Below are 12,491 nucleotides of genomic sequence, written 5' to 3'. Positions count from 1 at the left end.
TGTTGTTCTGCGATACCGTTTCTTCAAAAGCTCGCCTGGCAGATCGTGCGGCGCACCGCACGCAGAACCTCGCAGCCGATTCTGCTGGAATCAGCCGTGTGGCGCCATGCCTGCCCGACACCTGCGGAAATTTGCGTTTCGGATATGCCGTAGCCGATCTGGCGTCAACCAAACAGCAAGCTGTTTATTCCGCACGATGGCTTTGCGAGCACTTAATTCCCCTATCGGATGCCATCTTATACTTAATATGCGACCATTTACATACTCCGGACTGCCTATATAACGGCATAGTACTGCCTATGCCATCAACCATTTCTTCGATATGGTCTTGTGTGCCGCCCGTAAGAAGCGGCTTGCCCTGCTCGCCGCGCAACCACCTCGCGCATCCGCTGGGCCTGCCTGCCCGCCCCGCGCTGGCCGGGCGTTCGCAGCCATGGAAACGGGCTGATGTGCCTGGAGGAGTTTCGGGTAAAATGGCCGTCTCGAATTCAAATCACCCTGAGGACCAACATGTACCAGATCGCACCCAGCATCCTTTCCGCCAACTTCGCCAGGCTAGGCGAGGAGGTCGACAACGTGCTCGCCTCCGGCGCGGACATCGTGCACTTCGACGTGATGGACAACCATTACGTGCCCAACCTGACCATCGGCCCGCTGGTGTGCGAAGCGCTGCGCAAGCACGGCGTGACCGCCCCGATCGACGTGCACCTGATGGTCAAGCCGGTGGATCGCATCATTCCCGATTTCGCCAAGGCCGGTGCGACCTACATCACCTTCCACCCGGAAGCGTCCGAGCACATCGACCGCACCATCGGCCTGATCAAGGAAAGCGGCTGCAAGGCAGGCCTGGTGTTCAACCCCGCCACGCCGCTGGACGTGCTGGAATATACCCTGCCCAAGCTGGACATGGTATTGCTGATGTCGGTCAATCCCGGATTCGGCGGCCAGAAATTCATTCCCTACGTGCTGGACAAGGCACGCAAGGTGCGCCAGATGATCGATGCCGGCAAGTACAACTGCCGCCTGGAGATCGACGGCGGCGTCGGCCCGGCCAACATCAGGGAAGTGGCGGAAGCGGGCGTGGATACCTTCGTGGCAGGCTCCGCCGTTTTCGGCAAGCGCAACGAACAGGACAAGAACCGTTACGACACCATCATCGGTGAAATGCGCGCCGAACTGGCGAAAGTGAAGAAGTAATGGGTTTCAGGAATTTCCCCCTGGCCATCTCGGCCGTGGTCATCGACCTCGACGGAACACTTTTGCATACCGCACCGGAACTGGCCGAATCGGCCAACCGCATGCTGCGCGACATGGGCCGTCCGCCCGTGTCGCAGGATCTGCTGATGAGCTACATCGGCAACGGCATCTCCTGGCTGGTGAAGCGTGCGCTGACCGGCGACATGCACGCCGAACCGGATGCCGCCCTGTACGACAAGGCGCTGCCGATCTTCGAGAAGCATTACACCGAGTTGCTGCTGCAAAGCAAACCGTTCGCCGGCGTAGTGCAGGGACTGGATGCAATGAAGGCAGCCGGTTTCCGGCTGGGCTGCATTACCAACAAGGTGGCGCGCTACACCGAACCGCTGCTGCAAGGGATCGGCCTCGCGCATTACTTCGACATCGTGCTGTCCGGCGATACGCTGCCGGAGAAAAAACCGCACCCGCTGCCGCTGCTGCACAGTGCCAAATTTTTCGGGATACCGGTCGACAGAATGCTGCTGATCGGCGATTCGCTGAACGATGCCGTGGCCGCACGCGCTGCAGGCTGTCCGGTGTTCTGCGTACCTTATGGTTATAATCACGGCGAGCCTGTGGACGGGCTGGATCTGGATGCCGTGATCGCCGACCTGCCAGCCGCACTGAAATTGATAGAACGCGTTTGACCCATGACACATAACGACCTCTCTGCAAAGACGACCGCCCGGCGATGGTGATTCCGCATCGCCAGATGCTGCGCCACCCATCGTCTTCGCAATCCATTTAGAGAGGCTCTTATGCTGTCCCCTGTCACCGAACAAGAATTCAATGCACTTGCCAGGCAAGGCTACAACCGCATCCCGCTGGTTGCGGAAACCTTCGCCGACCTCGATACGCCGCTGTCGCTGTACCTCAAGCTCGCCAATCGCCCTTTCTCCTACCTGCTGGAGTCGGTGCAGGGCGGCGAACGCTTCGGGCGCTACTCCTTCATCGGCCTGCCTGCCGACACGCGCATCACCGTGCGCGGCAGGCAGGTCACGCTGACCACGCCCGCCGGCGAGACCACCCAGGAAGCCGCCGATCCGCTCGCCTACATCGAGGAATACCGGACCCGCTTCAAGGTCGCACCGCTGTCCGGCCTGCCTCGTTTCACCGGCGGACTGGCCGGTTATTTCGGCTACGACACGGTGCGCTATATCGAACACAAGCTGGCCGGCACGCAAAAGCCGGATGTACTCGGCACCCCCGACATCCTGCTGATGCTCACCGAACAGCTCGCGGTGATCGACAACCTGTCGGGCAAGCTCACGTTCATCGTATATGCCGACCCCGCGCATGCCGACGCCTACCGTACGGCGCTGCAGCGCCTGGACGAATTGCAGCGCGCCCTGCGCCAACCGGTGCAGATCCCCGACGCGCCGCAGATGCGCCGCTACGAGGCGAAATCCGAGTTCGGCGAAGCCGCGTTCAAGGCGGCGGTGGAGCGTTCCAAACAATACATCTTCGACGGCGACATCATGCAGGTGGTGCTGTCGCAGCGCATGTCGCAGCATTTCCCGGCATCGCCGCTGTCGCTGTATCGCGCATTGCGCAGCATCAACCCGTCGCCCTACATGTTCTACTACGACATGGGCGACCACCACGTGGTCGGCTCATCGCCTGAAATTCTGGCACGACTGGAAGGCGACACGGTGACCGTGCGCCCCATCGCCGGCACGCGCCCGCGCGGCAAGACGCCGCAAAAGGACACGGAACTCGCGCAAGAACTGCTGGCCGACCCGAAGGAACTGGCCGAACACCTGATGCTGATCGACCTCGGCCGCAACGACATCGGCCGCGTGGCGCAGAACGGCACTGTCCGGCTCACCGACAAGATGGTGATCGAGCGCTACTCGCACGTGATGCACATCGTCTCCAACGTCGAGGCAAAACTCAAGCAGGGCCTGGGTGCGATGGATGTGCTGAAGGCCACCTTCCCCGCCGGCACCGTATCCGGCGCCGCCAAGGTGCGCGCGATGGAGATCATCGACGAACTGGAGCCGAGCAAGCGCGGCATCTATGCCGGGGCGGTCGGCTATCTCGCATTCAACGGCGACATGGATGTCGCCATCGCGCTGCGCACCGCCGTGGTGAAGGACGACACGCTCTATGTGCAGGCAGGGGCCGGCATCGTCGCCGACTCGGTGCCGGACAGCGAATGGATGGAAACGCAGAACAAGGCGCGTGCGGTGCTGCGCGCAGCCGAGATGGTGCTGGACGGGCTCGATGCGCGGACGCACCGCTAGGGAGAAGCAGACATGTTACTGATGATCGACAACTACGACTCCTTCACCTATAACCTGGTGCAGTATTTCGCCGAGCTCGGCGCGGACGTGCAGGTTTACCGCAACGACGAGATCACGGTGGAGCAGATCGAGAAGCTGAACCCGCAGCACCTGGTCGTGTCGCCCGGTCCGTGCACGCCGAACGAAGCAGGCATCTCGGTCGCCGCGATCAGACATTTTGCCGGCAAGATCCCGCTGCTCGGTGTCTGCCTCGGCCACCAGAGTATCGGCCAGGCCTTCGGCGGCAGGATCATCCACGCCAAGACGCTGATGCACGGCAAGACCTCGCTGATCCGCCACAACGGCAACAGCGTATTCACCGGCCTGCCCAACCCGTTCACCGCGACGCGCTACCATTCGCTGGTGATCGAGCGCGAGACGCTGCCGGACTGCCTGGAAATCACCGCCTGGACCGACGACGGCGAGATCATGGGCGTGCGCCACAAGACGCTGGCGGTGCACGGCGTGCAGTTCCACCCCGAGTCCATCCTCACCGAACACGGGCATGACATGCTGAGGAATTTTCTGGAAGGGAAGCGATAGCCATGATCACTCCACAACAAGCGCTGGTGCGCCTGATCGAGCAGCGCGAGATCTTTTACGACGAGATGCTGTCGCTGATGCGGCAGATCATGGGCGGCGGAGTTTCGCCGGTGCAGATCGCCGGCATCCTGATCGGCTTGCGCGTCAAGAAGGAAACCATCGGCGAGATCTCCGCCGCCGCGTTCGTGATGCGCGAGTTCGCCACCCAGGTTCCGGTCTCGCAGCGCGAGCATCTGGTGGACACCTGCGGCACCGGCGGCGACGCCGCGCACACATTCAACATCTCGACCGCCAGCGCGTTCGTCGCGGCAGCGGCAGGCGCGCGGGTCGCCAAACATGGCGGGCGCTCGGTGTCTTCCACCTGCGGCTCGGCCGACGTGCTGGAAGCGCTGGGCGTCAACCTCAACCTGACGCCGGAACAGGTGGGCCGCAGCATCGACCAGATCGGCATCGGCTTCATGTTCGCGCCCAATTTCCACGGCGCGATGAAACATGCGGCGCCGGTGCGCAAGGAACTGGGCGTGCGCACGCTGTTCAACGTCCTCGGCCCGCTGACCAACCCCGCCGGCGCGGAGAACCAGGTGCTGGGCGTGTTCCATCCCGACCTCGTCGGCATCCAGGCGCGCGTGCTGCAGCGTCTGGGCAGCCGTCATGTACTGGTGGTGAACGGCGCGGATGGCCTGGACGAGATCACCATCAGCGGACCGACGTCCATCGCGGAACTCAAGGACGGCCAGGTGAACGAATATACCGTCACGCCGGAAGCGTTCGGCCTGAGGTCCGCGCCGCTGGACGAGATTCGCGTCACCCATATCGACCAGGCCAAGGCCATGTTGCTGGGCGTGCTGGACAACCGGCCGGGTGCTGCGCGCGACATCGTCCTGCTCAACGCGGGGGCCGCGATCTACGCTGCCGGCCTGAGCGTCACGCTGGCAGAGGGCGTGAAACTGGCGGCCGGGACGATCGCCTCCGGCGCGGCAAAGAACAAGCTGGCACAGCTGATCCAGGTCAGCAACGCCTGATCGTCCCGCCCGCACACGTGGTCTCCATCCAGCACCAGTTTCCGCCGCTCGCCGGACAGGACAGCGCCGACATCCAGGATTGGCTGGGCGCGCTGTCCGGCATCTTTGCGCCCGCCGAAATCGAAGTGATCCGCCGCGCATGCGAATTCGCCGCACCGCTCTATCACGACAAATGCGAAGTCACCGGCACGCCGCTGTTGCAGCATGCGCTCGGCTCGGCTTCCATCCTGATCGGCCTGCACATGGACCACGAGACCATCGCCGCCGCCGCGCTGCACGCCGTGCCCGAGTATCTCGACGACTGGAACGAAGTCCTGAACGAGCGCTTCGGGCGCAACGTCACCGTACTGGTCGACGGCATCTCCAGGATGGAGCAGATCCGCCAGTTCAGCGAGATGCGCGGCCCGAACGCGAAGGACAGGGACGATACCGCCGAACAGACCGAAAGCCTGCGCAAGATGCTGCTGGCGATGGTGGAAGACATCCGCGTGGTGCTCATCAAGCTGGCCGAACGCACGCAGACGCTGCGCAGCCTTTCCGGCGCGGCGCCCGAACAGCAGAGGCAGATCGCGCAGGAAACGCAAAGCATCTTCGCGCCGCTGGCCAACCGGCTTGGCGTATGGCAGATCAAATGGGAACTGGAAGACCTGTCGACACGCTACCTGGAGCCAGTGCTCTACAAGCAGGTCGCCAGGCTGCTCGACGAGCGGCGCGTGGACCGGGAGCGCTACATCGCCGATGTCATCGCGCGGCTGCAGCAGGCCTTGACGCAGGCCGACATCAGGGCCGAAGTGAGCGGACGCCCGAAACACATCTACAGCATCATCAACAAGATGAAGCGCAAGCATCTCGATTTCGACCAGCTGTACGATGTGCGCGCAGTGCGGGTACTGGTAGACGACCTTGAGCAATGCTACGCGGCGCTCTCCATCGTGCACGAGCTGTGGCAACCGATCCAGAGCGAATTCGACGACTACATCGCCCGTCCCAAACCCAACGGCTATCGCTCGCTGCACACTGCGGTGCTCGGCCCGCGCCAGCTCTCGGTGGAAGTGCAGATACGCACCCGGCAGATGCATCACGATTCCGAACTCGGCGTGGCCGCGCACTGGCGCTACAAGGAGAACCGGAAATCCGAGAGCGGCGTGGACGAGAAGATATCCTGGCTGCGCCAGATCCTGGCGTGGAAGGATGAACTGGCCGACAGCGGGCAATTGCAGGCACAGTTCAAGAACCAGTTGCTGCAGGACCGCGTGTATGTGCTGACGCCCCAAGGCAAGGTGATCGACCTGCCGAAAGGCGCAACGCCGGTGGATTTCGCCTATGTGGTGCACACCGACCTCGGCCACCGTACGCGGGGTGCCAAGATCGACGGCAGCATCGTGCCGCTCAACACCAAGCTGCAGACCGGCCAGCGCGTGGAGATCCTCGCCGCCAAGCAGGGCGGGCCGAGCCGCGACTGGCTCAGTCCGAGGCTGGGCTTCCTGCAAAGCGCGCGGTCACGCGCCAAGGTGCGCCACTGGTTCTCCGAGCAGAATCTCGACGACAGCGTCGCGCAAGGGCGCACCCTGCTCGACCGCGAGCTGCACCGCATCGGCGTGACCGACATCAACCAGGAGAAGCTGGCGCAGAAACTGCGTTTCAACAAGCTGGACGAACTGCTCGCCGCATTGGGCCGCGGCGACATCACGCCGCGCCGCGTCGGGCTCGCCATCGCGCAGGACGCGCCGGCGCCGGCACCGCGCAGCACCGCCAGCCAGGCACTACCAACCGCCAGCGGCAATGTGCTGATCGAAGGTGTGGGCAACCTGATGATCCGCACCGCCCGCTGCTGCCATCCGGTCAAGCCGGATGCCATCGTCGGCTATGTCACGCGCGACCGCGGCATCGCGATCCACCGCCGCGATTGCCCGTTCATGCAGCGGGTGCCGGAAGAGCGCGAGGACAGGCTGCTGGATGCACGCTGGGCACCGTGACGCCCTTTCCTGCGGCGGGGTCGGCGCCCGCCCGGAAGAGGTGATCGCGGCGTTCCCTCCATCTCACTTCGCCGCCGATCCGGCCGCGAACGACTGCAACGCAACCGCCACCGTCGGGTAGCGCAGCACCACCTTCAATTCGCGTTTCATGCGTTCGTTGGTCAGGCGGCGCGACTCGTTCATGAACGACAGCAGCGATTCCGGCAGCACCCGCTGCGCCTCGGCGCGGGAAATGCGCGACGGGCGCGGCAGCCCGTGCGCATCCGCCACCGCATCGAAGTAGTCGCCCATCTTCAGTTCGCTGTCGTCGCTGGCGTGATACACGCGGTTCGCCCTTCCCCGGCGCAGTGCCGCAACGACGATGCGCGCGAGGTCATCGGCATGGATGTGGTTGGTATAGCCGTCTTCTGCCGCAACGAATGCGGGTGTGCCGGCGCGAAGGCGCTCCAGCGGCAGGCGTTCCGCCGCGTAAATGCCGGGCACGCGCAGGATGCTGGCCTCGACGCCGTTGCGCCGGGCCCAGCGGCGGATCTGCCGTTCCGCATCGGCGCGGCGCTGCGCACGGGCGTTCTGCGGGTGGATGGCGCGCGTTTCGCCGACCGCGGCACCGCCGCAATCGCCGTACACACCGCTGGTGCTGATGTAGACGAACCGTTCCGGCGGCCTGCCCCCGGACAAGGCCGCCAGCAGATGCCGGGTACGTGTGTCGAAGGTGCCCGCATTGGGCGGCGGCGCCAGATGCAGCACAATGTCCGCCAGACCGGCCAGCCGCGCCAGGCTGGCACGTTCGTCCAGGTCGCCGAGTATCGGCATAATGCCCTGAGTACGCAGTTCTTTCCCCCGCGCTCCGGTTCTGATCAGCGCGCAGGTGCGATACCGCCCGGCAAGCAGCGGGATGACGCGGCGCGCGATGTCGCCGCAGCCTATGATGAGCAATCGTTTCATGTGGGACATAATCAGAGCGTGCCCATTATGCGTTAAAATCGCCGCCTTTATTCAGCGGACAGAACCATGAGTTTCAAGACCACCATACAGCCGAGCAACCACACTTTCCCCATCGAGAAGGACGAGACCATCCTTGAGGCGGCGCTGGATCACGGCTTGACGCTGCCATACAGCTGCCGCAACGGTGCTTGCGGGGTGTGCAAGGGCAAGGTGCTGCAGGGTTCGGTGGATTACGGCAAGGCGCAGTCGTTCGCGCTGACCGAGGATGAAAAGGCGGCCGGGATGGCGCTGTTCTGCTGCGCCAGGCCGCTCTCCGACCTGGTGCTCGAAAGCCATGAAGTGACCAGCGAACAGGAGATCGTGGTGAAGACGCTGCCTTGCCGCGTCGAGAAGATGGTCAGGCTGGCCGACGATGTGATGGTGCTGTATCTCAAGCTGCCGAGCAACGAACGCCTGCAGTTCCTCGCCGGACAGTATATCGACATCCTGCAGAAGGAAGGCAAGCCGCGCAGCTTCTCGCTCGCCAATGCCCCGCACGACGACGACCTGCTGGAACTGCATGTGCGCAACATCGCCGGCGGCGCCTTCACCAATCACGTCTTCAACGGGATGAAGGAACGCGACATCCTGCGCATCAAGGGCCCGCTCGGCGGCTTCTACCTGCGCGAAGATTCGCCCAGGCCGATCGTCTTCGTCGCCAGCGGAACCGGTTTTGCGCCGGTGAAAGCGATCATCGAACATGCGCTGCATATCGGCTTCAAGCGCGAGATGCATTTCTACTGGGGCGTGCGCAAGCAGTCCGACCTCTACATGCTGGACAAGGTGAAGCACTGGGAAGAAAGCGGCGTCAAGTTCACGCCGGTCGTGTCGGACGAACAGTGGCCCGGCCGCACCGGATTCGTGCACCAGGCCGTGCTGGACGATTTCAAGGATCTGTCGGCTTATGCGGTATACGCGTGCGGCGCACCGGTGGTGGTGGAAGCGGCACACCGCGAGTTCACTGCCCAGCGCGGCCTGCCCAGCGATGCGTTCTACTCGGACGCCTTCACCTTCGTGGCCAAGAGCTGACGGACAGCTCAGAATTTCTTCGACAAGCGCATCTCGCCGTTGTCCTGCTCGACGCGGAACTGCTTCAGCACGTTCATGCCGAGCAGCGGCTGGCTCAGGTTGGGCATCACCACCGCCTGCACGTAGCGCAGCGTGAAATGCCCGAACCTGAGTTTCTGTATCGTCGTGGTGCAGACCAGCGCGTCGCCGTTGCCGGTCTTCATCATACCCCGGCCCTGGCAGGTCAGCCCGGCCGAGGTCGCCACCGATAGCGGCAAGGCCACCAGCGTCGCGCCGGTATCGACGACAAAATTCAGGTAACTGTCATTGACGGCGCCGTCGATGAAGTAATGTCCGCCGCGCCCCTGGCCGATGACCAGCGGCTTGCCCTCGGCTGCGGGAGAATCGGCATCGGTCTCCACCGGCGAGGTGGAAGCGGAGGCCCAGGAGGAGACAGCCTGCACCTCTTTCTCGCAGGGTTTCTCCTGGTAAAGCATCTCGCCGGACGCGTTCTTGCACTTGTAGATCGTGCCTGCATTTGCTTGCAGGCTCGCGGCAATCAGGCCCGCCAGGGATAGCAGCCATATCGTGCGTTTCATATCGGTCCTTTTCTGCCCTGTCCGGGGTGGGATGCAACGCGCCGTTTCCGGCTGGCTCAGCGGTAATCCCACTGAATGAGATTGGGCTGAATCACCCTGATGCGCGCCTCTTTGCTGGCCTGCGCCGCCATCTCCTGCGGGCCGGGATCATCGAACACGACCAGCAGGAAAGTATCCTCTTCCAGCAAATGCAGGTATTTGATTCCGTAGCGGCTGTAATACTGGGAGATGATGCCCTCGTTCTCATTGGGGGCCAGCGTGACGAGATATTCGTTTGGTACGCGCGCCTGCGGCTGTGCGGGCGCGTGTTCTGCGGCCGGCTCAGACACCATGGAAGTCTGGGCGCATGCAGGGAACGCCATCGCCTGGCAGGCGATCATGCCGATCAAGAGGAAATGTCGTACACCGCGTTTCATCCGGGTCTCCTGCCCCGCCGTGACCGGGCACGGATCGGGACGCGAACGTCCGCAGGCCGGATAGCCTGCAAGCAAACTTTAGCAGCACTATCGGCGTTCGGCTATAGACCAAAAGATATAGAACTTCGCTTATGCCCGCCGGGCAGCAGGGGATGAACCGGCTCCGGTTCAATCACTTACATGGCTTTCTGGAAATAAGCCAGCGCTTCCTCGTGTTTGCCCAGTTTTTCGGCCAGCTGACCGAGCGCCGCATAGGCCGCCTGGCTCGTCTCCAGGCTGAGACTGGCGTCCAGGTAACTTTGCGCCTTGCCCCACAACTGCTGATGCATGCAGAGCTTGCCCAGGGCGAGCAACAGTCCCGCATCGTCGGTATGCTGCTTCAACCACCGTTCGGCCTGCTCGATCTGGGCGATGTTGTCGTCGTTGTGGCATTCTCCGTACAGGGCGACCAGTTCGCTGTCCCATTGCGCATTGAGGCTGTCGGCAAGCAACTGCTGCGCGCTCTTGCAGTCGCCCAGCTTGCTGAACGCCTCTGCCGCCGCGGCGGCGATCTTGGCGCGATGCCGGAATTCGCCCGGGATCGATTTCCACACGGCGCGCAGCGTGGCGATGTCGAGCGCCTGGCTGCGCAGCTTCTCCAGCCAGGCCTGCTGGCGCATCTGCGTGGCCACCGTCTTGTCGATCGCGTTGCGTTTCTCCAGCTGCGCCATCACCTCCAGCACGGCATCCCAGTTGCGCGCCTGCTGCTGCGCCTTCAGTTCCAGGCTGAGCGCGCCGATGTGCTTGTGCATGCCGGAATCGCTCAGTTCTTTCAGGGAATTGAGCGCCGATTGCGGCTGCTTCTGGTCGAGCAGGAACTCGGTCTTTGCCATCAGCCGCATGGTCGACTCGCCCACAGTCTTGCCTTCGGCACCCGCCAGGTAGGCATCGCGCCGGTCGAACTCGCGCAGCTCATGCGCGGCACGCGCCGCGACGATGGAGTTCAGCCCCGATTTCTCGCCCAGCTCCATCGCCCGCACCGCGGCTTTCTCCGCTGCGGTAAAACGCCCTTCGAAATAGGCCTTCAGCGCCTCGATCATCGCGGCGCGACCCTTGCTGGTGGCGCGTTCCTCGCGGAAGGTGCGCACATATTCGGGCAGGCGCAGCGTCACCACGGCCAGGCGCACCAGCAGATAGCACAACGCGAACCCCGCCAGCAGTGCGAACACGAATAGCGTCAGCGACATCTCGATCTTGTATGGCGGATAGACGAACTGGACATAGCCGGGGTTGCGTGCCGCCAGCATGACTGCGACAGCGGCGGCGAACAGGCCGAGCAGCCAGAGCAGGTGTTTCATCGCGCGCCCCGTTCGTGCGATATGCGGTAGTTGCGCACCGCCTCCAGACTGCCGCTGATATCCGGCATGTCGATGACGATGTTGGATGCAGCCAGCTTCTGCAGCGTTGCGAACGCCTGCGCACTGTCGGCCGCCTTGACGTCGAAATAGCGCTTGAGCCATTCCTGCGAAGTCTTCAGGTCGCGGCGGAAGCTCACCTCATCGCGGGTCAGCAGGGCCATGCGCGCGGAAAGCAGGCGCAGCTTCAGGTTCTCGCGCAGGAAGAAGGTCTGCGTCGGCGACAGCAGGGGCATCTCCTGCCGCTCGGTATTCTCGATGCGCACCAGGTATTTCGCTTCCTGCCACACCTCGCTCCAGAAGCGCTTCCATACCCCTTCCACCGGCTCGGCCACCGCTGCGGATTTCTGCGCCTGGATATGCGCATCCTGCGCCAACGGCAGGCTGTCGATCATGCCGATCACTCCATCCAGCCGCAGATTGATGGCCGGCACATCGATATTGGGCAGGGCACGCAGCTTGTCGATGTCCTGGTCTATGCGCTTCTTCAGGCCGGCGAAAGCCGGCCGCTGCAGCCGGCTCTCCGCCTGCTGCATGGCAATCAATGCCGCTTTCACGTTGGAAGACAACTGCAACTGCTGGCCGGCGATGAGCAACATCTGTTCGACTTCCGCCAATGCCGTCTGGTCGCGGCTGCTCGACATCTCCTGATACAGGGCCTCCAGCGCGGCTCGCTGGTTCTGCGTCTCCGCATACTTGCTTTCCACCAGGCCGAGCTTGCCGCCAAGTTCGCGCACCAGTTCCTGGTTCTGCGCCAGCAGCATCTGGTTGGCCTTGTTCGCCGCTTCCACCTCGGACAGGCGACGCGCCACTTCCTGTTGCGTCTGGTTGAGCTGGGTGTGCGCATCCAGCCATTGCCAGATGAAGATCACCACCAGCACCAGCAGGGTGAGCTGCGTCAGGGTCAGGCGCGAAAACAGATCGGCCAGGCGGTGGCCTCCCGCAGGTTGCTGCGGCGTGCCTGCCGTTTCCGGCAATGCACCCGTCTTGTCGGCAGATGGTGGTGGCTGTACTGATTCGCTCATGGT

General features: G+C 63.4%; 12 protein-coding genes. 7 read left to right on the top strand and 5 right to left on the bottom strand.

Translation table 11 applies throughout. From position 1 onward, the window contains the following. The first annotated feature begins 510 nt into the window (after positions 1-510). The 6 genes from rpe (at position 511) to L6418_RS00865 (ending at position 7,062) form a co-directional block, all read left to right on the top strand. Entirely contained in the window at positions 511-1,197 is a 687-nt protein-coding gene (gene rpe / locus L6418_RS00890; protein ID WP_237247604.1) for a ribulose-phosphate 3-epimerase, read from the top strand. Then, on the top strand, positions 1,197-1,883 hold the full coding sequence (locus tag L6418_RS00885) for a phosphoglycolate phosphatase (protein ID WP_237247603.1): 687 nt from the start codon (positions 1,197-1,199) through the stop codon (positions 1,881-1,883). The genes rpe and L6418_RS00885 overlap by 1 nt, the downstream gene beginning before the upstream one ends. 111 nt (positions 1,884-1,994) lie before the next feature. Continuing rightward, complete coding sequence (gene trpE, locus L6418_RS00880; protein WP_237247602.1) at positions 1,995-3,482, top strand: anthranilate synthase component I; 1,488 nt, start codon at positions 1,995-1,997, stop codon at positions 3,480-3,482. A 12-nt stretch (positions 3,483-3,494) separates the two neighbouring features. Next, positions 3,495-4,064 (top strand): aminodeoxychorismate/anthranilate synthase component II, encoded by a 570-nt coding sequence (locus tag L6418_RS00875; protein ID WP_237247601.1) that lies wholly within the window; start codon positions 3,495-3,497, stop codon positions 4,062-4,064. A gap of 2 nt (positions 4,065-4,066) precedes the next feature. After that, entirely contained in the window at positions 4,067-5,086 is a 1,020-nt protein-coding gene (trpD, locus tag L6418_RS00870) for an anthranilate phosphoribosyltransferase (protein ID WP_237247600.1), read from the top strand. Positions 5,087-5,103: 17 nt separating this feature from the next. After that, positions 5,104-7,062 carry a bifunctional (p)ppGpp synthetase/guanosine-3',5'-bis(diphosphate) 3'-pyrophosphohydrolase gene (locus L6418_RS00865; RefSeq protein ID WP_237247599.1) on the top strand — a complete coding sequence of 653 codons (1,959 nt, stop codon included), beginning with the start codon at positions 5,104-5,106 and terminating at the stop codon, positions 7,060-7,062. A 63-nt stretch (positions 7,063-7,125) separates the two neighbouring features. Here L6418_RS00865 and L6418_RS00860 read toward each other — a convergent pair whose 3' ends face one another. Then, entirely contained in the window at positions 7,126-8,007 is an 882-nt protein-coding gene (locus L6418_RS00860; RefSeq protein ID WP_237247598.1) for an SDR family oxidoreductase, read from the bottom strand. Between the two features lie 66 nt (positions 8,008-8,073). On the opposite strand from L6418_RS00860, the gene L6418_RS00855 reads away from it, so the two are divergent. Beyond that, entirely contained in the window at positions 8,074-9,075 is a 1,002-nt protein-coding gene (locus L6418_RS00855; RefSeq protein WP_237247597.1) for a CDP-6-deoxy-delta-3,4-glucoseen reductase, read from the top strand. 8 nt (positions 9,076-9,083) lie between these two features. Here the strand turns inward: L6418_RS00855 and L6418_RS00850 are convergent, their stop codons facing one another. The 4 genes from L6418_RS00850 to L6418_RS00835 form a co-directional block, all read right to left on the bottom strand. Beyond that, positions 9,084-9,653: a TIGR02281 family clan AA aspartic protease gene (locus L6418_RS00850; RefSeq protein ID WP_237247596.1), complete on the bottom strand. Its 570-nt coding sequence runs from the start codon at positions 9,651-9,653 to the stop codon at positions 9,084-9,086. Positions 9,654-9,709: 56 nt separating this feature from the next. After that, positions 9,710-10,069 (bottom strand): hypothetical protein, encoded by a 360-nt coding sequence (locus L6418_RS00845; protein WP_237247595.1) that lies wholly within the window; start codon positions 10,067-10,069, stop codon positions 9,710-9,712. Between the two features lie 176 nt (positions 10,070-10,245). Beyond that, a complete protein-coding gene (locus tag L6418_RS00840; RefSeq protein ID WP_237247594.1) occupies positions 10,246-11,406 on the bottom strand; it encodes a heme biosynthesis HemY N-terminal domain-containing protein in 1,161 nt (386 codons plus the stop codon). Next, positions 11,403-12,488: a uroporphyrinogen-III C-methyltransferase gene (locus tag L6418_RS00835; RefSeq protein ID WP_237247593.1), complete on the bottom strand. Its 1,086-nt coding sequence runs from the start codon at positions 12,486-12,488 to the stop codon at positions 11,403-11,405. The genes L6418_RS00840 and L6418_RS00835 overlap by 4 nt, the downstream gene beginning before the upstream one ends. Positions 12,489-12,491 lie beyond the last annotated feature (3 nt).

This window comes from Sideroxyarcus emersonii, assembly GCF_021654335.1.
Classification (GTDB): domain Bacteria; phylum Pseudomonadota; class Gammaproteobacteria; order Burkholderiales; family Gallionellaceae; genus Sideroxyarcus; species Sideroxyarcus emersonii.
The sequence above is the reverse complement of the archived record's forward strand: the minus strand, read 5'-3'. Positions and strand labels throughout refer to the sequence as shown.

Coding starts and splice junctions, on each gene's coding strand:
- rpe (WP_237247604.1), top strand. CDS start 511: ATGTACCAGATCGCACCCAGCATCCTTTCCGCCAACTTCGCCAGGCTA.
- L6418_RS00885 (WP_237247603.1), top strand. CDS start 1,197: ATGGGTTTCAGGAATTTCCCCCTGGCCATCTCGGCCGTGGTCATCGAC.
- trpE (WP_237247602.1), top strand. CDS start 1,995: ATGCTGTCCCCTGTCACCGAACAAGAATTCAATGCACTTGCCAGGCAA.
- L6418_RS00875 (WP_237247601.1), top strand. CDS start 3,495: ATGTTACTGATGATCGACAACTACGACTCCTTCACCTATAACCTGGTG.
- trpD (WP_237247600.1), top strand. CDS start 4,067: ATGATCACTCCACAACAAGCGCTGGTGCGCCTGATCGAGCAGCGCGAG.
- L6418_RS00860 (WP_237247598.1), bottom strand. CDS start 8,007: ATGAAACGATTGCTCATCATAGGCTGCGGCGACATCGCGCGCCGCGTC.
- L6418_RS00855 (WP_237247597.1), top strand. CDS start 8,074: ATGAGTTTCAAGACCACCATACAGCCGAGCAACCACACTTTCCCCATC.
- L6418_RS00850 (WP_237247596.1), bottom strand. CDS start 9,653: ATGAAACGCACGATATGGCTGCTATCCCTGGCGGGCCTGATTGCCGCG.
- L6418_RS00845 (WP_237247595.1), bottom strand. CDS start 10,069: ATGAAACGCGGTGTACGACATTTCCTCTTGATCGGCATGATCGCCTGC.
- L6418_RS00840 (WP_237247594.1), bottom strand. CDS start 11,406: ATGAAACACCTGCTCTGGCTGCTCGGCCTGTTCGCCGCCGCTGTCGCA.
- L6418_RS00835 (WP_237247593.1), bottom strand. CDS start 12,488: ATGAGCGAATCAGTACAGCCACCACCATCTGCCGACAAGACGGGTGCA.